This is a genomic window from Stenotrophomonas sp. 80084_Sma (assembly GCF_056481995.1).
In genome coordinates this window covers 4,187,130-4,205,823 of record NZ_CM151177.1, presented here as the reverse complement: position 1 = coordinate 4,205,823, position 18,694 = coordinate 4,187,130, and the positions used below count along the sequence as shown (strand labels likewise).

Annotated in this window: 18 protein-coding genes; 12 read left to right on the top strand and 6 right to left on the bottom strand. The window is 66.2% G+C overall.

The window, feature by feature from the left end; all coding sequences use genetic code 11:
- Positions 1 to 7 precede the first annotated feature (7 nt).
- Positions 8 to 739 carry a LytR/AlgR family response regulator transcription factor gene (locus ACZK3W_RS19340; RefSeq protein ID WP_125892358.1) on the top strand — a complete coding sequence of 244 codons (732 nt, stop codon included), beginning with the start codon at positions 8 to 10 and terminating at the stop codon, positions 737 to 739.
- A 641-nt stretch (positions 740 to 1,380) separates the two neighbouring features.
- Complete coding sequence (gene hemC / locus ACZK3W_RS19335; RefSeq protein WP_125893382.1) at positions 1,381 to 2,292, top strand: hydroxymethylbilane synthase; 912 nt, start codon at positions 1,381 to 1,383, stop codon at positions 2,290 to 2,292.
- Positions 2,293 to 2,407: 115 nt separating this feature from the next.
- Here hemC and ACZK3W_RS19330 read toward each other — a convergent pair whose 3' ends face one another.
- Positions 2,408 to 3,184 carry a DUF481 domain-containing protein gene (locus ACZK3W_RS19330; protein ID WP_010481298.1) on the bottom strand — a complete coding sequence of 259 codons (777 nt, stop codon included), beginning with the start codon at positions 3,182 to 3,184 and terminating at the stop codon, positions 2,408 to 2,410.
- 107 nt (positions 3,185 to 3,291) lie between these two features.
- Positions 3,292 to 3,894 (bottom strand): LolA family protein, encoded by a 603-nt coding sequence (locus ACZK3W_RS19325; protein WP_049399177.1) that lies wholly within the window; start codon positions 3,892 to 3,894, stop codon positions 3,292 to 3,294.
- An 81-nt stretch (positions 3,895 to 3,975) separates the two neighbouring features.
- On the opposite strand from ACZK3W_RS19325, the gene ACZK3W_RS19320 reads away from it, so the two are divergent.
- Positions 3,976 to 4,947 carry a helix-turn-helix transcriptional regulator gene (locus ACZK3W_RS19320; protein WP_010481302.1) on the top strand — a complete coding sequence of 324 codons (972 nt, stop codon included), beginning with the start codon at positions 3,976 to 3,978 and terminating at the stop codon, positions 4,945 to 4,947.
- A 26-nt stretch (positions 4,948 to 4,973) separates the two neighbouring features.
- Positions 4,974 to 5,768 (top strand): MetQ/NlpA family ABC transporter substrate-binding protein, encoded by a 795-nt coding sequence (locus ACZK3W_RS19315; protein ID WP_049399178.1) that lies wholly within the window; start codon positions 4,974 to 4,976, stop codon positions 5,766 to 5,768.
- 95 nt (positions 5,769 to 5,863) lie between these two features.
- On the opposite strand, the gene glpK is transcribed toward ACZK3W_RS19315, so the two are convergent.
- The 3 genes from glpK to ACZK3W_RS19300 form a co-directional block, all read right to left on the bottom strand.
- Complete coding sequence (glpK, locus tag ACZK3W_RS19310; protein ID WP_180837281.1) at positions 5,864 to 7,363, bottom strand: glycerol kinase GlpK; 1,500 nt, start codon at positions 7,361 to 7,363, stop codon at positions 5,864 to 5,866.
- 79 nt (positions 7,364 to 7,442) lie between these two features.
- Entirely contained in the window at positions 7,443 to 8,921 is a 1,479-nt protein-coding gene (gene glpD / locus ACZK3W_RS19305) for a glycerol-3-phosphate dehydrogenase (RefSeq protein WP_478450197.1), read from the bottom strand.
- Positions 8,922 to 9,105: 184 nt separating this feature from the next.
- Complete coding sequence (locus tag ACZK3W_RS19300) at positions 9,106 to 9,741, bottom strand: OmpW/AlkL family protein (protein ID WP_032129052.1); 636 nt, start codon at positions 9,739 to 9,741, stop codon at positions 9,106 to 9,108.
- Positions 9,742 to 9,927: 186 nt separating this feature from the next.
- On the opposite strand from ACZK3W_RS19300, the gene ACZK3W_RS19295 reads away from it, so the two are divergent.
- The 3 genes from ACZK3W_RS19295 (at position 9,928) to lpdA (ending at position 14,245) form a co-directional block, all read left to right on the top strand.
- A complete protein-coding gene (locus ACZK3W_RS19295) occupies positions 9,928 to 10,497 on the top strand; it encodes a DNA-deoxyinosine glycosylase (protein WP_478450196.1) in 570 nt (189 codons plus the stop codon).
- A gap of 113 nt (positions 10,498 to 10,610) precedes the next feature.
- On the top strand, positions 10,611 to 12,329 hold the full coding sequence (gene aceF, locus ACZK3W_RS19290) for a dihydrolipoyllysine-residue acetyltransferase (protein WP_478450195.1): 1,719 nt from the start codon (positions 10,611 to 10,613) through the stop codon (positions 12,327 to 12,329).
- Between the two features lie 107 nt (positions 12,330 to 12,436).
- The gene (lpdA, locus tag ACZK3W_RS19285) at positions 12,437 to 14,245 is read left to right on the top strand and encodes a dihydrolipoyl dehydrogenase (RefSeq protein WP_125893388.1); all 1,809 of its coding nucleotides are present in this window, start codon (positions 12,437 to 12,439) and stop codon (positions 14,243 to 14,245) included.
- A 444-nt stretch (positions 14,246 to 14,689) separates the two neighbouring features.
- On the opposite strand, the gene ACZK3W_RS19280 is transcribed toward lpdA, so the two are convergent.
- Complete coding sequence (locus tag ACZK3W_RS19280; RefSeq protein WP_010481314.1) at positions 14,690 to 15,508, bottom strand: hypothetical protein; 819 nt, start codon at positions 15,506 to 15,508, stop codon at positions 14,690 to 14,692.
- Positions 15,509 to 15,969: 461 nt separating this feature from the next.
- Between ACZK3W_RS19280 and ACZK3W_RS19275 the strand changes: the two genes are divergently transcribed.
- The 5 genes from ACZK3W_RS19275 to ACZK3W_RS19255 all read left to right on the top strand — a co-directional run bounded on the left by ACZK3W_RS19275 (position 15,970) and on the right by ACZK3W_RS19255 (position 18,653).
- Positions 15,970 to 16,335, top strand: a complete 366-nt coding sequence (locus tag ACZK3W_RS19275) for a hypothetical protein (RefSeq protein ID WP_006394654.1) — start codon at positions 15,970 to 15,972, stop codon at positions 16,333 to 16,335.
- A gap of 31 nt (positions 16,336 to 16,366) precedes the next feature.
- Complete coding sequence (gene atpB, locus ACZK3W_RS19270; protein ID WP_010481316.1) at positions 16,367 to 17,167, top strand: F0F1 ATP synthase subunit A; 801 nt, start codon at positions 16,367 to 16,369, stop codon at positions 17,165 to 17,167.
- A 73-nt stretch (positions 17,168 to 17,240) separates the two neighbouring features.
- Positions 17,241 to 17,546 (top strand): F0F1 ATP synthase subunit C, encoded by a 306-nt coding sequence (gene atpE, locus ACZK3W_RS19265; RefSeq protein WP_005411133.1) that lies wholly within the window; start codon positions 17,241 to 17,243, stop codon positions 17,544 to 17,546.
- Between the two features lie 106 nt (positions 17,547 to 17,652).
- Positions 17,653 to 18,123, top strand: coding sequence for a F0F1 ATP synthase subunit B (locus ACZK3W_RS19260; RefSeq protein WP_005419512.1), 471 nt, complete (start codon positions 17,653 to 17,655; stop codon positions 18,121 to 18,123).
- 2 nt (positions 18,124 to 18,125) lie between these two features.
- The gene (locus tag ACZK3W_RS19255) at positions 18,126 to 18,653 is read left to right on the top strand and encodes a F0F1 ATP synthase subunit delta (protein WP_005411131.1); all 528 of its coding nucleotides are present in this window, start codon (positions 18,126 to 18,128) and stop codon (positions 18,651 to 18,653) included.
- The last annotated feature ends 41 nt before the right edge of the window (positions 18,654 to 18,694 follow it).

Sequence of the window (18,694 nt, the reverse complement as noted above, 5' to 3'; positions counted from 1 at the left end):
AGCGATCGTGAGGGTAGTCATCGCCGATGACGAACCGCTGGCGCGTGAGCGCCTGCGCAGCCTGTTGGCCGCGCAGGACGGCGTGGATGTGGTGGCCGAAGCCGGCAACGGCGAGCAGGCCCTGCACGCGTGCGCGGAGCTGCAGCCGGACCTGGTCCTGCTGGATATCGCCATGCCCGGGCTGGATGGCCTGGAAGCCGCCCGCCACCTGGCCAGCTTCGAGCCACGGCCGGCGGTGGTGTTCTGCACCGCTTACGATGCGCATGCGCTGTCGGCGTTCGAGGCGGCCGCGATTGATTACCTGATGAAGCCGGTACGCGCCGAGCGTCTGGCCGCGGCCATCGCGCGCGCGCGCACGTTCCTTGCCGGCCGCGATGGCCAGCCACAGGACCACCGCGGGCAACAGGCGCGCAGCATGCTGTGCGCGCGCCTGCGCGGCAGCCTGCGCTTGATTCCGCTGGACGACATCCATTACCTGCAGGCCGAAGAGAAGTACGTGGTGGTGCACCACGCGCGCGGAGAAGACCTGATCGAAGAGTCGCTGAAGTCGCTGGAAGAAGAGTTCGCCAGCCGCTTCATCCGCATCCATCGCAACTGCCTGGTGGCGCGCCACGAACTGGTCGAGCTGCGTCGTGGCACGGGTGGGCAGGTGCAGGCGATATTGCGCCATGGCAAGCAACCGCTGGAAGTCAGCCGCCGCTGCGTGGCGACGCTGAAGCAGGAACTGCGGCATCTGTGAGTGTTCCGCGCGGCCTGCGGCCGCGACTGCTTACAGATCAACATCAAGATCAACAGCAACAGCAACAGCAAAAGCAACAGCGGGTCATGGCTCGGTATTTCTACGTGCTGGGTCGGGCCGGGGTGGGGTGGCGGGACACGCTGCAAGTACATCCCTGTAAGCTCGATGGCGCCTTGCACGTGTGCGCAATCCTGCGCACACGGCAAGACCGGGGTAGGGCGTCCTGCCCAACCCGCCCGAGGCATGCCTCGGGCCCATGGCGCCAACGGTCCCGCCACCCCACCCCGGCCCAACCCTCTCGTTCTCCACTGCATCGGACAGCAAAAGCATTGTTGTTATCGGGTGGGGAGAGAAATGTAGAGTCGAGCCATGCTCGACTCAGAGCGAAGCGACCCGCTGTTGCTCTGCTCTTCTTTTAATCTTCCGTGGCTGGCGCGCACGGAAACTGTCATAGGCCGGGCGGGGTGGGTTCGCGGTGGTGTCCGCGGCATGGATGCCGCGGCCAAGCCTCCATGGACGGATTCACGGCGTCCCCCGCGAACCCACCCCGCCCGGCCAAGCGCGATAGATCCAGCCGACGCACCAGCCACGAGGGTCTCCGCCGTTGGCCGTATCCGCGCCGAAGGCGCGATAATGACCGGATGGAAACCGTCCGCATCGCCACCCGCAAGAGCCCGCTCGCCCTCTGGCAGAGCGAACACGTCGCCGATCGCCTGCGCCAGGCCCACCCCGGCCTGCATGTGCAACTGGTGCCGATGAGCACCCGCGGTGACGAGGTGCTGGACCGCTCGCTGGCCGCCATCGGTGGCAAGGGCCTGTTCCTGAAGGAACTGGAGCTGGCCATGCTGCGTGGCGAGGCCGACTGCGCCGTGCATTCGCTGAAGGATGTGCCGATGGAACTGGATGAACCCTTCGCGCTGCCGGCGATGCTGACCCGCCACGATCCGGCCGATGGTTTCGTCTCCAACCTGTACGCCTCGCTGGATGCGCTGCCGATCGGTGCGCGGGTCGGTACCTCGTCGCTGCGCCGCCAGGCCCAGCTGCGCGCGCTGCGCCCGGACCTGGAACTGCTGGACCTGCGCGGCAACGTCAACACCCGCCTGGCCAAGCTCGACAACGGTGGCTACGACGCCATCGTGCTGGCCGTGGCCGGCCTGGAGCGTCTGGGCCTGGGCGCGCGCATCGTCGCGCGCCTGCAACCGCCGCAGTGGCTGCCGGCCCCGGCGCAGGGCGCGGTGGCGGTGGAGTGCGACGGTGGCAATGCGCGCCTGATGGCGCTGTTTGCGGGCTTGGATGACACGGAAACGCGCGCCTGTGTGGAAGCCGAGCGGGCAATGAACCGCGCGCTGCATGGCAGCTGCCACGTGCCGGTGGCGGCGATCGCGCAGTGGCAGGGCACCGACCTGCACCTGCAGGGCCTGGTCGGCAGTGCCAGCGATGGTCGTGCGGTGCGTGCCGAGGCGATCGGCCCGGCCAGTGACCCGGAAGCACTGGGCCAGCGCGTGGCGAAGATGCTGCTGGATGCCGGTGCCGGCGAACTGCTGAACGTCTGAGCCATCGCAGGTAGTGCCGGCCGCTGGCCGGCAACCTCGTGCTCCGATTGAATGCAGTTGCCGGCCAGTGGCCGGCACTACCGAAAGAAGAACGGGCGCCTTTGGCGCCCGTTTCTTATTTGAATTTGTAGACCACGTTCATCGTGGTCAGCGTATCGGTCTTGCGCTTGTCCTCGGCCACGTCACTGTTGTAACGCGCCTGCCAGCCGGCCTTCAGCGCCAGATGTTCGTTCATGCTCACCGAAACACCGAAGTCGTTCTGGCCGAAGGTGTTGTAGGAACCCGACTCGACCAGCAGGGTGTTGACCAGGTCGGTGTTGTCGGTCAGCGAGTACTTCATGTCGAACAGGCCGCGGCCGATCATGCCGGTGCGGGTGCGGTCGTCCTCGGTGCTGTGGGTGCGGCGCACACCGGGGCCGATCTGCGCGTCGAACGAGAAACGCTCGGTGTTCCACAGGCGGGTGCCGTAACCCAGACCGAACGAGCTCTGGCGGTCGTAGGTGGCGAAGTCATCGCGCTCGGTACGCACCGTGGCCGTCAGCTGGCGGTGCTCGCCCAGCTGCAGCGCGCTGCCGGCACTGCCGGTATAACGGTTGGCGGTGGTGTTGTTGCGGCGGCTGGTGGAGCCGTCGTCGCGGGTCTCGATCACCTTGGAGCTGGAGCGCAGGCCAGCCAGGTCCATGCTGTGCACCCAGTCGCCATCGGTGTAGCGCAGGCGCAGGCGGCCGTTGAAGCTCTCGGTGCTGCTGTTGCCGCGTGCCGAAGCGAAACCGAGCTCGCCGCCACTGCCGCTCCACGGCGAGGACATCGCCGCCAGTTCGGAGGCATCCTGCGCATACGCGAGCGGTGCGCACAGCAGCAGGGGGATCAGCAGGGACACGCGCAGGGACATCGGGGCTTCTCCGAAGCGGTTGACAGCCGGTGATGATACTGGAAGCGTGATGGCGGTCCGAATCGATCCAAACGGTTTCTTCAGCAGGCGTTGCCGCGATCGCCTATTCAGGGCAGATCGACGCGCAATGCCGGGTCGTTGAAGCGCGAATAGCGCAGGCGCAGCTGGAAGCTGCGGCCATTGCTGCTGCCGCTGCGTACGATCTGCCGCGGCAGGCCCTGCGCGTCCACCCAGTACTCCAGGCGTTCGCCGGGCTGCGCGCCACGCAGGCGGTAGTGACGCGTCTCGACCCCGTCCAGCGACTGGCTGCCCAGGTCTTCGGCCTGCAGATCGGCGGGCAGGGCATCGGCCGGCAGCGGGTTGCGCCATTGCTCGAGCAGGCCCGGCGGGGTCGGCACCTGCCGGATCGCGTCGTCGGCCTGCAGGAACATGGTGTCGCCGATGATCGTCTGCGGACCGGCCGGGGTCTGCACCCGGAAGCGGTCGGGGGCGACGAAGTCCATGGCGCTGCGCACCGGCTGGGGCGCGCCCAGCACCTCCAGTTCGGCGTGGAAGCTGCGCAGGGCCGAGAAGCGCTGGCTGGCGCCCAGCACCGCCTGCGCCGGATCCGCCGCAGGCACGGGCGCTTCGGTGCTGGCCGGCGCGGGCGCGCGATCACAGGCGGCCAGCAGCAGGCAGGCCAGCAGGGACAGGGCAGGCAACCGGCGCATCGGGTGTTCCAGAGGGGTGGGGGCGACCACGATAGCCCAAACGTCCCACACAAGACCCGCGACTCGGACATAATCGGGGGTATGGACCGATACGAACGCATCACCGCCCTGCATCGTCTGCTCAAGTCCGCACGCTATCCGGTGACGGTGGCGACCCTGCAGGACAAGCTCGGTTGCTCCCGTGCCACCGTCTACCGCGATCTGGCCTTCCTGCGCGATGCGCTGATGGCACCGATCGAGGGCGACGGCGAAGCCGGCTTCCGTTACCAGGCCGACGAGAGCGACCGCTTCGAGCTGCCCGGCCTGTGGCTGAGTTCGGAGGAACTGCACGCCCTGCTGGCCTCGCAGCACCTGCTGGCGCGGACCGGCGGCGGCGTGCTGTCCTCGGTGCTGGCACCGCTGCAGCAGCGCATCGAGAGCCTGCTGGCGGCCCAGGCTGGCGTTTCCAGCTGGCCGGTGGACCGGGTGCGGGTGATTCCGCACCGTGGCCGCAAGTTCGATGAAGGCAGCTTCCGCAGCGTGGCTTCGGCGGTGCTGGAGCGCCGCCAGCTGGCGTTCGAGTACCGCGCCCGTTCCACCGACGAGCCGACCAAGCGCACCGTTTCGCCGCAGCGCCTGACCCACTATCGCGACAACTGGTACCTGGATGCCTGGGACCATGACCGCGAGGCGCTGCGCAGCTTTGCCGTGGATCGCATCCACAAGGCGCGGGTGATCGACAGCACCGCCCGCGACGTGGCCGACAGCGAGCTGGACGAGCAGCTCGGGGCCAGCTACGGCATCTTCTCCGGTGCGCCGAAGGGCTGGGCGACCATCCTGTTCAGCGCCAAGGCCGCCCGCTGGGTGGCCGACGAGCACTGGCATTCCAAGCAGCAGGGCCGCTTCCTGGCCGATGGCCGCTATGAACTGAAGGTGCCGTACAGCGTCTCGCGCGAGCTGCTGATGGACGTGCTGCACTACGGCTCGGATGCCGAGATCGTCGAGCCGGTGATGCTGCGCGAGCAGGCCAAGGCGCTGCTTGAGCTCGCCCTGAGCAACTACGACAACTCCTGACACTCCCCCCGAGAACCCTTCCGCCCATGAAGAAGACCCTGTTGCTGCCCCTGCTCGCCGCTGCGCTGGCCCTGACCGCCTGCGGCAAGTCCGGCGAGCCCTCGCAGAAGCTGGTGGTGGCCGCTACGGCCGTGCCGCATGCCGAGATCCTTGAAGTGGTCAAGCCGATCCTCAAGCAGGAAGGCGTGGACCTGGACGTGCGCGTGTTCAACGACTACGTGCAGCCCAACGACCAGCTGGTGCAGAAGCAGGTGGATGCCAACTACTTCCAGACCGAGCCGTATCTGGATGCCTACAACCGCGATCGCAAGACCGATCTGGTGAAGGTGATCGGCGTGCACATCGAGCCGTTCGGTGCGTATTCGCGCAAGATCAAGTCGCTGGCCGAGCTGCGCGAAGGTGCCGACGTGGTGATCCCGAACGACCCGAGCAACAACAGCCGTGCACTGATCCTGCTGCACAAGGCCGGTGTGATCGAGCTGAAGGATCCGACCAACGCGCTGTCGACCCAGCGTGACATCAGCGCCAATCCGAAGAACCTGAAGTTCCGCGAGCTGGACTCGGCGATGCTGCCGCGCGTGCTGGACCAGGTCGACCTGGCCCTGATCAACACCAACTACGCACTGGACGCTGGCCTCAACCCGACCAAGGATGCACTGGCGATCGAGAGCAAGGACTCGCCGTACGTGAACTTCCTGGTCGCACGCCCGGACAACAAGGACGACGCCCGCGTGCAGAAGCTGGCCAAGGCCCTGACCAGCCCGCAGGTGAAGGCCTTCATCGAGACCAAGTACAAGGGCGCGGTGCTGCCGGCGTTCTGACGGCCGCTGGCCATGTGGTAGTGCCGGCCGCTGGCCGGCAATCTCCAGGCGCCCCCAAACATCATAGGGTTGCTGGCCAGCGGCCGGCACTACCGTCAGTCGACGTGGAAGGCGAGGGTGGCCGCCACGGCCTGCTGCCATCCCGCATACAGCTTCTCGCGCCGCGCCACCTCCATCTGTGGCTCGAAGCGCCGGTCCAGGCCCCATTGCGTGGCGATCTGTTCGCGGCTGGTCCAGAACCCCACCGCCAGGCCGGCCAGGTAGGCCGCACCCAGTGCGGTGGTCTCGGTCAGCCGCGGCCGCAGCAGCGGCACGCCAAGGATGTCGGCCTGGAATCCGGCCAGGAAGTCGTTGCCGATCGCACCGCCATCGGCGCGCAGCTCGGTCAGCGCGATACCGGCATCGGACTGCATCGCATCGAGCACGTCGCGGGTCTGGTAGGCCATCGACTCCAGCGCGGCACGCACGAAGTGCGCTTTGCGGGTGCCACGGGTCAGGCCGAACATCGCGCCGCGCACATCACTTCGCCAATAGGGCGCACCGAGGCCGACAAATGCTGGTACCAGGTAAGCACCGCCGCTGTCGGGCACCTGCGCGGCCAGCGCCTGGCTGTCGCTGGCGCGTTCGATCATGCGCAACCCATCGCGCAGCCACTGCACCACCGAGCCGGCGATGAAGATCGAGCCTTCCAGCGCATATTCCACGCGCCCGTCCAGGCCCCAGGCGATGGTGGTCAGCAGTCCATTGCGCGAACGCACCGCCTGCGCGCCGGTGTGCATCAGCATGAAGCAGCCGGTGCCATAGGTGTTCTTGACCATGCCCGGCTGGAAGCAGGCCTGGCCGAACAGCGCCGCCTGCTGGTCACCGGCGATGCCGGCGATCGGAATCGGGTGATCGAAGAAGAACTGCGGCCGGGTATGCGCGTACACCGCGCTGGAATCGCGCACCTGCGGCAGCATCGCGCGCGGGATGTCCAGCAGCGCCAGCAGGTCGTCATCCCAGTCCAGCGTGTGGATGTTGAACAGCAGCGTGCGCGCCGCGTTGCTGTAGTCGGTCACATGCGCCTGGCCACCACTGAGGTTCCAGACCAGCCAGCTGTCGATGGTGCCGAACAGCAGCTCGCCGCGCTCGGCACGCTGCTGCGCGCCCTCCACGTGGTCGAGGATCCAGCGCACCTTGGTGGCGGAGAAATAGGCATCGATCAGCAGGCCGGTGCGCTCGCGGATCAGCGCCTCATGCCCTTCGGACTTCAGCCGCTCGCAGATGGCGTGGCTCTGCCGCGACTGCCAGACGATGGCGTTGTGGATCGGCTGTCCGGTGGCACGGTCCCAGACCACGGTGGTTTCGCGCTGGTTGGTGATGCCCAGTGCGGCGATGTGGCGCGGGTCGATCTGCCCGCGGCTGAGCAGTTCGGTCAGCGTGGCATAGACGCTGGTGAGAATCTCGCGCGGGTCATGCTCGACCCAACCCGGCTGCGGGAAGATCTGCGCGAATTCGCGCTGCGCGCTGCCGACGATGTCGCCGGCGCGGTCGAACAGGATCGCGCGCGAACTGGTGGTGCCCTGGTCGATGGCCAGCACGTAGCGGGGCGTCATGCAGCGTCTCCGGTAGCGATGGTGTTGGTAGAGTCGAGCCTGCTCGACTGCTTTTCATGTCAGTCGAGCAAGCTCGACTCTACCGTCTATCGATCCACGCCTGCAGCCGCGCCACCTGCGCAGCATCCAGCCGCAACCCCAGCTTGCTCCGCCGCCACAGCACGTCCTCGGCGTCCCAGGCCCATTCGTGGTCGCGCAGGAAAGCCACTTCCCGCGCATGCAGGCCGCCGCCGAAGTCCTCTCCAAGATCGTCCATGCCCCGTGCACCCTGCAGAAGGGCGGCGCTGCGGCTGCCGTAGGCTTCGGCCCAACGCCGTGCGATCTCCACGGGCAACCACGGTGCCAGCGCCTGCAGGCGGGAGCGCGCCTGTGTGGCGTCACCCCAGTCGCTGCCCGGCAGCGGGTCTCCGCCTGCCGTCCAGGCCGGTCCCATCTGTGGCAGGGCAGGGCGCAGCAGGTTCAGCGCTTCCTCGGCCAGCACCCGGTAGGTGGTCAGCTTGCCGCCCAGCACATGCAGCGCCGGCGCCGGGCTGGACTGCAGCTGAAGGCGGTAGTCGCGGCTCAGCGTTGCCGCACGCGGGTCCGGGTCGGCCAGCAGGGGACGTACACCGGCGAACTGCCAGACCACGTCTTCCGGAGTGATCGGCTCACGCAGATAGCGGCTGGCGGCCGCGCACAGATAGCTCACCTCGGAAGGCAGCACGCTGCAGCGCGCCGGGTCACCGCGGTAGTCGGTGTCGGTGGTGCCAATCAGCAGATGATCGTGGGTGAACGGCAGCAGGAACACCACGCGGCCATCGGGCTGCTGCAGCAGGCAGGCACTGTCATCGGGCCAGGGGCGGCGCAGCACGATGTGGCTGCCCTGTACCAGCCGCAGCGCGGGGCCGCCGCTGCGGGCCTCCATCTGCTCCAGCAGGCCACCGGCCCATGGGCCAGCCGCGTTGGCGACGGCGCGCGCGGTCACATGCTGCTGGCCATCGGCGGATTCCAGTACGGCCTGCCAACGGCCCTGCACAGGGCGCAGTTCGATGCAGCGGCTGCGCACATGTACCTGTGCGCCACGCCAGGCAGCATCCAGGGCATTGAGCAGTACCAGACGCGCGTCATCGACCTGTGCGTCGGCGTAGCTGAAGGCCTGCCGCAGATCCGGGGAGAGCCAGGGGCCGAGCGGATCATGCTGAAGGTCCAGGGCGCGCGAGGCGGGAAATGCCGGGCTGCGTGGGCCCAGGTGGTCGTACAGCCACAGTCCCACGCGCAGCATCCAGCGTGGGCGCAGGTGCGGTTCCCACGGCAGCACGAAACGCAGCGGGCGGACCAGATAGGGTGCCTGCCGGCGTACCACCTCGCGTTCGCCCAAGGCCTTGCGTACCAGACCGAACTCGCGCTGTTCCAGGTAGCGCAGGCCACCGTGGATCAGCTTGCTACTGGCGCTGGAGGTATGCGCAGCGAGGTCGTGCTGCTCGCACAGCAGCACGCGCAGGCCGCGGCCGCTGGCATCACGGGCGATGCCGGCACCGTTGATACCGCCACCGATCACCAGCAGGTCGACGTCGTGCATCGCGCCTCCGCATCCTGTGTGTGTAGAGTCGACTGTCAGTCGACTGCTCTTGCAAAAGTCGAGCAAGCTCGACTCTACGAAAGGCAGTCGAGCAAGCTCGACTCTACAGAACGCGGGTGACGGAAACGACGACGGGCCCCGAAGGGCCCGTCGCGTTACATCAGTGAAGCAGTTGCAGCCTGGATCAGAAGCGGGCGCCGATGCCGAAGCCGACGGTCCACGGATCCATCTTGGCTTCGCCGATCTTCTCGCCGCCAACCTTCACGTCCGGGCGGGCGCGCATGTAGCGGGCGTCAGCACGGGCGAACCAGGTGGAGTTGATGTTCATGTCCACGCCGACGGTGCCGATCACGCCCTTGGCATCCTTGAAGCGGATGTCGGTGTCAGCGCCGTTGCCCAGCTTCTCGTTGCTGAAGCTCGACTGGTAGTAGCCCACGCCCACGAACGGACGGAACACGTTGTCAGCCTGGCCGAAGTGGTACTGGCCGCTCAGCGCGATCGGCTGCTGCTCGACCGAGCCCAGGCGGGCGTTGTTCGGGCCCTTGAACTTGTTGTCGAACTTGTCGGCGGCGCCCCACAGTTCAACGGCCCAGTTGTCGTTGATGTAGTAGCTGAAGCTGACGGTCGGCGCCGGGCCGCCATCGGTCTTCTTCACGCCGGTGATCGGGTCGTTCTTCGGTTCCAGCAGCGAGATGCCGCCAACAACGGCAAAATGCTTGCCCGAAGCGGTGTCGGTGCTGCTGCTGTCCTGGGCGAAAGCGGCCGGCGCGAAGGCGGCGGAGGTCAGCAGGGCGAGACTCAGGATACGGATGGAGCGCATGGGGGTATCTCCTAATGTTTCTTGTTTTGGGCCCCCGGTTGCGGGGCGAGCACACCGTAGTCGCCCCAACATGAATCGAATCCGACGCACGTTAAAAAATAGTTTTCCTTGTTCAGCGATCAGCTCGAAAAGCCTGTATTCATGGAGTTTTCGGCCATCAGTGGCATTCATTCAGTTGGAGAAGATGTGAGCGCGGCGACGATGTGCATCGGCCTGCAAGCGCAGGTGAACGTGGATTGCAGGGTGCTGCTGCTGGGCTCGATGCCGGGCGTGGCGTCGCTGCAGGAGCAGCGCTACTACGCCCATCCGCGCAACCGCTTCTGGCCGCTGATGGCGGATATCTGCGGTTTCGATGCGGATCTGGCCTATGCACAGCGGCTGCAGGCGTTGAACGCCGCAGGTATCGGTCTGTGGGATGTGATCGGTCAGTGCGAGCGGCGTGGCAGCCTGGATGCGGACATCGTGCGTGGCACGGAAGTGGCCAATGCGCTGCCCGAACTGATCGCCACCCTCCCTGAGCTGACGCTGATCGGCTGCAATGGTGCTGCGTCACTGCAGGCGTTCCAGCGCTGGGTGCTGCCACGGCTGGAGGCCCCGCCCAGGCTGCTGGCACTGCCGTCCACCAGCCCGGCCAATGCGGCGTGGTCGCTGCCGCGCCTGCGCCAGGCCTGGCAGCCGGTGGCCGACGCACTGGCGACATCAAGCGGACATCGTCCGGACAATACGCTACCGACTGGTCATGGCCGCAACCCATGAGCAACAGCGTGTCCCGGCTGCGTGCGTACTGAAAACACCTGTAACGGTTGGCGCTGGACCCCGCTGGCCGCACAATAGACGTTTCCCTACACCAGATTGCCGGAGTTATCCCCATGGCCGAAATCAAGGAAGCACTTGTCCCCGATATCGGTGACTACAGCGATATCCCGGTAATCGAGGTGCTTGTCGCCGTCGGCGACACGGTCAAGAAGGACCAGGGCCTGGTGACGCTGGAAAGCGACAAGGCGACCATGGAAGTGCCGTCCTCGGTGGCGGGCGTGGTCAAGGAACTGAAGGTCAAGGTTGGCGACAGCCTGTCCGAAGGCAAGGTCGTGGCCCTGATCGAAGTGGCCGAAGGTGAAGCCGAAGCCGCCAAGCCGGCGGCTGCCGCCCCGGCACCGGCCAAGGCCGCTGCCCCGGCTGCCGCCACCCAGAGCGCGCCGGCCCCGGCCGCAGCTGCGCCGGCCGCTCCGGCTGCCAGCGGTGGTGCGGTTGAAGCGCTGGTGCCGGATATCGGCGACTATTCCGGCATTCCGGTCATCGAAGTGCTGGTCGCCGTCGGCGACACGGTCAAGAAGGACCAGGGCCTGGTCACGCTGGAAAGCGACAAGGCCACCATGGAAGTGCCGTCGTCGGTGGCTGGCGTGGTCAAGGAACTGAAGGTCAAGGTCGGCGACACTCTGTCGCAGGGCAATGTGGTCGCCATCATCGAGGCCGAGGGCGCTGCCGCGCCGGCGCCGACCAAGGCAGCCGCTGCTGCCGCTCCGGCTGCCGCCGAGACCGCCACCAAGGTCGAGCCGGTCGCTGTGCCGGCGCAGCCGGACAAGCTGGCGGCCCGCGAGGTCGCCTCGGCCGGTACCCCGTCCAGCCCGCCGGTGCAGTTCAACGCCGATGGCGTGCTGCCGGCCAAGGTGCCGTATGCCACCCCGGCGGTGCGTGTGTTCGCCCGCGAACTGGGCGTGGACCTGCTGCAGATCAACGGCACCGAGAAGGGTGGCCGCATCACCAAGGGTGACGTGCAGAAGTTCGTCAAGGCCGCACTCAGCGGTGGCGTGCCGGCTGCCGGCGGTGCTGCTGTTGCTGCCGGTGGTGGCCTGAACCTGCTGCCGTGGCCGAAGGTCGACTTCAGCAAGTTCGGCGAGACCGAAGTCCAGCCGCTGTCGCGCATCAAGAAGATCTCGGGTGCGAACCTGGCCCGCAACTGGGCCATGATCCCGCACGTCACCCAGTTCGAACAGGCCGACATTACCGACCTGGAAGGCCTGCGCGTGGCGCTGAACAAGGAAAACGAGAAGGCCGGCATCAAGCTGACCATGCTCGCCTTCCTGATCAAGGCCAGCGCCGCGGCGCTGAAGAAGTTCCCGGAGTTCAACGCCTCGCTCGATGCCAGCGGTGAAAACCTGACCCTGAAGAAGTACTTCCACATCGGCTTTGCCGCCGACACGCCGAACGGCCTGGTCGTGCCGGTCATCCGCGACGTGGACAAGAAGGGCGTGGTGCAGATCGCGCAGGAAACCGGCGAACTGGCCAAGAAGGCGCGCGACGGCAAGCTCGGCCCGGCCGACATGAGTGGCGGCTGCTTCTCGATCAGCTCGCTGGGCGGCATCGGCGGCACCGCGTTCACCCCGATCGTCAATGCACCGGAAGTGGCCATCCTCGGCGTCTCCAAGTCGTCCATCCAGCCGGTCTGGAACGGCAAGGAATTCGCACCGAAGCTGATGCTGCCGCTGTCGCTGAGCTACGACCACCGCGTCATCGATGGCGCCCTGGCCGCACGCTTCACCACGTACCTGTCGCAGGTACTGGCCGACATGCGCCGCGTGCTGCTGTAAGGCACCGCTTCGCCCCCACCGTGCGGCCGCCGCCCCTGGCGCGGCCGCGTGAACAGATGCAGTGACAGCCCGCCGGTACCGCCGCGCGGGCACGAGGAAAACCCACCATGGCCACGATTGAAGTCAAGGTTCCCGACATCGGCGATTACAGCGATGTGCCGGTGATCGAAGTGTTGGTCGCCGTCGGCGACACGGTGAAGAAGGATCAGGGTCTGGTGACCCTGGAATCGGACAAGGCCACCCTGGAAGTGCCGTCCTCGGCTGCCGGCGTGGTCAAGGAAATCAAGGTCAAGCTGGGCGACACCCTGTCCGAAGGCGCCGTGGTCGTGGTGCTGGACGCCGAAGGTGCCGCCGAAGTCCCGGCCAAGGCCGCCGCGCCGGCCCCGGCAGCGGCCGCTCCGGCCAGCAAGCCGCCGGTGACCCCGTCGCACCGCGCCCCGGCTGAACCGGCTGCGCCGAAGCCGGCGCTGTCCAGCGGCAAGCCTGCCGACATCGAATGCGAAATGGTCGTGCTGGGCTCTGGCCCGGGCGGCTACACCGCCGCTTTCCGCGCTGCCGACGTCGGCCTGGATACGGTGCTGGTCGAGCGCTACGCCAGCCTCGGTGGCGTCTGCCTCAACGTGGGCTGCATTCCGTCCAAGGCGCTGCTGCACGCTGCAGCGGTCATCGACGAAGTGGCCCACGCCGGTGATTTCGGCGTCGAGTTCGGCAAGCCGACCATCACCCTGGACAAGCTGCGCGAGTACAAGGAAAAGGTCGTCAACCAGCTGACCAAGGGCCTGGCCGGCATGGCCAAGCAGCGCAAGGTCCGCAGCGTGCAGGGCGTCGGCAAGTTTGTCTCGGCCAACGAGCTGGAAATCACTGCGGCTGATGGCAGCACCCAGCTGCTGCGCTTCCAGAAGTGCATCATCGCTGCTGGTTCACAGGCGGTGAAGCTGCCGAACTTCCCGTGGGACGACAAGCGCGTGATGGACTCTACCGACGCGCTGGAACTGGCCGAAGTGCCGGGCTCGCTGCTGGTTGTCGGCGGCGGCATCATCGGCCTGGAAATGGCCACCGTGTACGGTGCGCTGGGAAGCAAGGTGACCGTGGTCGAGTTCATGGACCAGCTGATGCCGGGCGCCGACAAGGACCTGGTCAAGCCGCTGGCTGACCGCCTGAAGAAGCAGGGCATCGAAGTGCACCTGAAGACCAAGGCCTCGGGCGTCACCGCCGATGCCAAGGGCATCACCGTGACCTTCGACGCCGCCGAGGAAGGCCAGTCGCCGGCCCTGGCGCAGGGCACCTTCGACCGCGTGCTGGTGGCCGTGGGCCGCTCGCCGAACGGCAAGAAGATCGATGCCGAGAAGGCCGGCGTGCAGGTCACCGACCGCGGCTTCATTCCGGTCGACCGCCAGATGCGCACCAACGTGCCGCACATCTTTGCCATCGGCGACATCGTCGGCAACCCGATGCTGGCCCATAAGGCCACGCACGAGGGCAAGCTGGCTGCCGAAGTGGCTGCCGGCCACAAGAAGGAGTGGGTGGCCCGCGTGATTCCGTCGGTGGCTTACACCAACCCGGAAATCGCCTGGGTCGGCGTGACCGAAACCGAAGCCAAGGCCAAGGGCTTGAAGGTCGGCGTGGCCAAGTTCCCGTGGGCCGCCAGTGGCCGCGCGATCGGCATCGGCCGCACCGAGGGCTTCACCAAGCTGATCTTCGACGAAGAGACCCATCGCATCATCGGTGGTGCCATCGTTGGTGTGCATGCCGGTGACCTGCTGGCCGAGATCGGCCTGGCCATCGAGATGGGTGCGGAGGCGGAAGACATCGGTCACACCATCCATGCCCACCCGACGCTGAGCGAGTCGGTGGCGATGGCCTCGGAAATCTACGACGGCACGATCACCGATCTGTACATGCCGAAGAAGAAGTAAGGCGCCCGCGCCTTCGCGAACGAGAAGCCCCGGCATCTGCTGGGGTTTTTTGTTTCTCCGCTCCGGATTTTTGCGAGCGGTGGGGCCGCTGCGCGGGTGGCAGGCGTTTGGACAAATGTCCCCCGTCGTCCGCCTGCGGCGGTCGCCTCCTCCTTTACTTTGTCCAAACGCCTGCCACCCGCGCAGCGGCTCGGCTTGCGGATAGTCGAGAGCCACAGCTTGGCCCGCCTGGATGCCTGACACGCGGGGGAAGAGGGGCTTGCGTGCGAAGTAAAGGAGGAGGTGACGGCCGCAGGCCGGTGCCGGGGGACATTCGCACGCAAGCCCCTCTTCCCCCAGCGCTCGACCAACCTGCTTCTCTGCTCGACGATGCAAAGAAAAAGCGCGGCCCCGATGTTCCGGAGGCCGCGCCAGGAGAGAGTGTGCCGTGGAAGGGGCGGGGGATCAGAACACGAAGCTGACGCCGGCCACCGGGCCCTTGAATTCCTGCTTCAGGCCGATGGTGCCATCGCTGCCCTTCTTGTCCGCGTCGAGCTTGAACCAGTCGTAGCCAGCGAACACACCGAAGTTCTTCGTGAAGCGGTAATCGACGATGGCGTTGGCGCGGCTCAGGTCACCCTTGTAGTCATCGAAGCTGCCCCAGCGCGTGTTGAGATACTGGCCCTGCAGCGTGATCATCCACTTTTCCGACGGGGTGAAGCTCAGGCGCGCACCGACCACCGGCGCCACGCCGTCCGTCTTCTCATTGAGGAACTGGCCTTCGTAGACGGTACCCAGATCGGCGTAGGCCTTGGTGCTGACCTTGGCGTACTCGGCACCCAGCTGCAGGCCGAGGTCGAAGGTATCGGTGTCCACCACCGAGTAGTCATAGACCAGGCTGGCGACCTGGTACTTCAGTTCGCCCTTGACGAAGCTGCCGGATGGCACGTTGACGTCACCGAAGGAGATGTCCTGGCCGAGGGTCTCGCGGCGGTCCTTGTCGTACTTGAAGTAGTTGAACAGCAGGCGCTGGCGGTTGCTGATGCGGAACATGCCGTCGATGCGCGGCTCCCATTCCTTGCCCCCCAGCTTGAAGTCCTCGGAGAAGCCGATGTCCTGGCCGGCGACGTTGGTCTTGCCGCGAAGGGTGTTGTCCGAGTCGATGTTCATCGCACCCAGGCGCAGGGCGAAGCGGTCGTCGCCTTCAGCGGCGTGGGCGGCAGTGGCGAACGAAGCGCCGGCGGCGAGCAGGGAGAGGGCGAGCAGAGTGGGTACGGGGCGCATCGAAGAGTCCTTGCAGTGGTTCATCAGAATGAAGACCACTGTGCCGGACAGGCCCGTCCACCATCCGTGAACGTATGGTCCACGAAGTGTGCACGGTTCAGCGCTGTCGCGACGATGCAAAAAGATGGCCCCGGAGCCGGGCTTCGGGGCCATCGTGGGACCTGCGGGGCGGAGCGTCGACGAGGTTGCTGCAGGCAGGTCGAAAGATCGGACCGGCGCATTCGGTGAAAGTTCCGCGGCCTGCGACCAAAGTTCAATGCTGCGCTGCAACATCATACGGACGTCATTGTCCCCTGGGGTGGCACGCAAAAATGTAACCGTTACCGCAACTTGCGGCCTCCCGGGATGAACAGGGAGCGGTTGTCTCGCAAATTGTCCCATTGCTATAATTTGGCGGCTCGATGAGGCCCCCCCTGCTGTAGTCGCCTCAGCCCTCCACTTGTAACCACGCGGGACGTCCTGTGCTGAACTCCGTTGATGCGGGTCGGCGACTGATGCTGCGCGCCGCGGTCTACCCGCTGGCCGCAGTGGCTGTCCTGGCCCTGGCCTTCCTGCTGGTAGGTCCGAAATATGCCCTCGGCGCGCTGGCGTCCGGTGTGGCCATTTCGGCCGGTGGCTGGGTGGCGGCACGGATGGCACTGGGCGGTGGGGCACTGGCCGCAGGTTCGGCGATGGCTCGCCTGATCATTGCGATCGTGGCCAAGTGGGTGGTGGTTTTCGGCGTCCTGCTGGTGGGGTTCCTGGTCTTCAAGCTGCCTGCATTGGCGCTGTTGGCCGGTATCGCCGTCGGCTTGATGTTCCAGGTCCTGGCGATGGCCAGGCGTTGACAGAATTCAATTAACTGAAGGTTCCGGACACATGGCGGGCGAGGCTCTAACCCCTACCAGCTACATCCAGCATCACCTGCACAACCTGACCGCGCCGGTCGGCAAGGGTGAGGGTATGTTCTGGCATATCCACGTCGATACCTTCCTCACCGCGGTCCTGATGGGCCTGGTGATCGTTGTCGCGTTCTGGCTGGGCACCCGCAAGGCCACCGCCGGCGTGCCGGGCAAGTGGCAGGCCTTCGTCGAGATCTGCCTGGAGTTCGTCGACCGCCAGGCCAAGGACACCTACCACGGCAAGAGCAAGCTGGTCACGCCGATCGCCATCACGATCTTCTTCTGGATCCTGTTGATGAATCTGCTGAAGATGATCCCGGCCGATTTCATCGCCAAGCCGCTGGAATGGGTGGGCGTGCACTACTGGAAGCCGGTCCCGACCGCTGACGTCAATGCCACCCTGGGCATGGCCATCAGCGTGTTCTTCCTGATGCTGTTCTTCGCGCTCAAGTCCAAGGGCCTGGGCGGCTTCATCAAGGAATTCCTGACGGCGCCGTTCGGCAAGTGGATGATGCCGTTCAACCTGATCCTCAACATCGTCGAGTGGCTGAGCAAGCCGATCTCGCTGGCGATGCGACTGTTCGGCAACATGTTCGGCGGCGAAATCGTGTTCCTGCTGATCTGGGTGCTGGGTGGTGCCGGTTTCTTCGGTGCCATTGCCGGTGGTGTGTTCGGCCTCGGCTGGATGCTGTTCCACCTGCTGGTGATCCCGCTGCAGGCCTTCATCTTCATGATGCTGTCGATCGTGTACCTGAGCCTGTCGGAAGACGCTCACTGAGTTTCAAGCTTCAACGCGTTTCAACCTTCATCCGTTTCATCACCCTTAGCAACTTAAGTTCCTGGAGATAACCATGTACTTCGCCGTCCTGACCAACTTCGCGCAGATTCAGAGCTCCACCGCCCTTGCCGTCGGCATCATGATCGGCCTGGCCGCGCTGGGCGCCGGTCTGGGTCTGGCCATCATGGCTGGTAAGTTCCTGGAGTCGGCCGCCCGCCAGCCGGAACTGATCCCGGTCCTGCAGGTCCGCATGTTCATCACCGCCGGCCTGATCGACGCCGCGTTCATCATCTCGGTCGCCGTCGGCCTGCTGCTGGCCTTCGCCAACCCGCTGTCGGCTGCCTTCGCTGGCGCCGTCACCAAGGCTCTGGCCGGCTGATACAGCGGTTTGAGACGACCGGGTGCTGATGCACCCGGTTTCGGATGAAGGCCGGATGCGCCGCTACGGCGGCGCGTCCACCCCGAAACCAGCGATCGAGCTAACCATGAATATCAATTTCACCCTTCTTGCGCAGGCGCTGGCCTTCGCTGGTCTGATCTGGATCATCGCGACCAAGATCTGGCCGCCGCTGATGAACGCGATCGAAGAGCGCCAGCAGAAGATTGCTGAAGGCCTCGCTGCTGCCGACCGCAGCCAGAAAGATCTGGCCCAGGCGCAGGAGAAGGTCAACGAAGCGCTGAAGGAAGCACGTACCAAGGCCAACGAGATCATCGATCAGGCCCACGCACGTGCCAACCAGATCGTTGATGCTGCCCGTAACGAAGCGATCACCGAAGCCACCCGTCAGAAGGAACTGGCCCAGGCTGAAATCGACGCCGCCGCCAACCGTGCCCGTGAAGATCTGCGCAAGCAGGTGTCCGCGCTGGCCGTGACCGGTGCCGAAAAGCTGCTCAAGCGCGAAATCGACGCCAACGCCCACAAGGCGCTGCTCGACGAGCTGGCCTCGGAGATCTAAGGATGAGCCAGGCCCTCACGCTTGCCCGCCCGTACGCCCGCGCCGCGTTCGCGACCGCGCGCGACGAAGGCGCGTTCGCGCCGTGGTCGGACGCCCTGGCGTTCTCCGCCCACGTCGCCGCCGACCCGCGCGTGGCGGCCCTGCTCGCCAACCCGGAGCTGGGTCGTGACGACGCCGTCGCCCTGCTGGCGCCGGTGTCCCACGGCGAGACCTACTCGCGCTTCCTGGCCATCCTGGCCGAATCGCATCGTCTGCCGCTGCTGCCGGAGATTTCCGGCATGTTCGACGCCCTGCGCGCCGAAGCCGAGCACGTGGTCAAGGCCACCGTCACCTCGGCCGCCGAACTGTCGGCCGGTGAGCTGGACGCGATCAAGGTCGCGCTGCGCAAGCGCTTCAACCGCGAGGTCGACGTGACCACCGCGGTCGATGCCTCGCTGATCGGCGGCGCCGTGATCGACGCCGGCGACGTGGTCATCGATGGTTCGCTGAAGGGCAAGCTGGCCCGTCTGCAGACCGCGCTCGCTAACTGAATTCATTTAACGTCCGGCCCCGCTGCCGGCACTAGGACTTG

Coding starts and splice junctions, on each gene's coding strand:
- ACZK3W_RS19300 (WP_032129052.1), bottom strand. CDS start 9,741: ATGCGCTCCATCCGTATCCTGAGTCTCGCCCTGCTGACCTCCGCCGCC.
- glpD (WP_478450197.1), bottom strand. CDS start 8,921: ATGCACGACGTCGACCTGCTGGTGATCGGTGGCGGTATCAACGGTGCC.
- hemC (WP_125893382.1), top strand. CDS start 1,381: ATGGAAACCGTCCGCATCGCCACCCGCAAGAGCCCGCTCGCCCTCTGG.
- ACZK3W_RS19260 (WP_005419512.1), top strand. CDS start 17,653: ATGAATATCAATTTCACCCTTCTTGCGCAGGCGCTGGCCTTCGCTGGT.
- lpdA (WP_125893388.1), top strand. CDS start 12,437: ATGGCCACGATTGAAGTCAAGGTTCCCGACATCGGCGATTACAGCGAT.
- ACZK3W_RS19325 (WP_049399177.1), bottom strand. CDS start 3,894: ATGCGCCGGTTGCCTGCCCTGTCCCTGCTGGCCTGCCTGCTGCTGGCC.
- atpB (WP_010481316.1), top strand. CDS start 16,367: ATGGCGGGCGAGGCTCTAACCCCTACCAGCTACATCCAGCATCACCTG.
- ACZK3W_RS19330 (WP_010481298.1), bottom strand. CDS start 3,184: ATGTCCCTGCGCGTGTCCCTGCTGATCCCCCTGCTGCTGTGCGCACCG.
- aceF (WP_478450195.1), top strand. CDS start 10,611: ATGGCCGAAATCAAGGAAGCACTTGTCCCCGATATCGGTGACTACAGC.
- atpE (WP_005411133.1), top strand. CDS start 17,241: ATGTACTTCGCCGTCCTGACCAACTTCGCGCAGATTCAGAGCTCCACC.
- ACZK3W_RS19255 (WP_005411131.1), top strand. CDS start 18,126: ATGAGCCAGGCCCTCACGCTTGCCCGCCCGTACGCCCGCGCCGCGTTC.
- glpK (WP_180837281.1), bottom strand. CDS start 7,363: ATGACGCCCCGCTACGTGCTGGCCATCGACCAGGGCACCACCAGTTCG.
- ACZK3W_RS19280 (WP_010481314.1), bottom strand. CDS start 15,508: ATGCGCCCCGTACCCACTCTGCTCGCCCTCTCCCTGCTCGCCGCCGGC.
- ACZK3W_RS19315 (WP_049399178.1), top strand. CDS start 4,974: ATGAAGAAGACCCTGTTGCTGCCCCTGCTCGCCGCTGCGCTGGCCCTG.
- ACZK3W_RS19320 (WP_010481302.1), top strand. CDS start 3,976: ATGGACCGATACGAACGCATCACCGCCCTGCATCGTCTGCTCAAGTCC.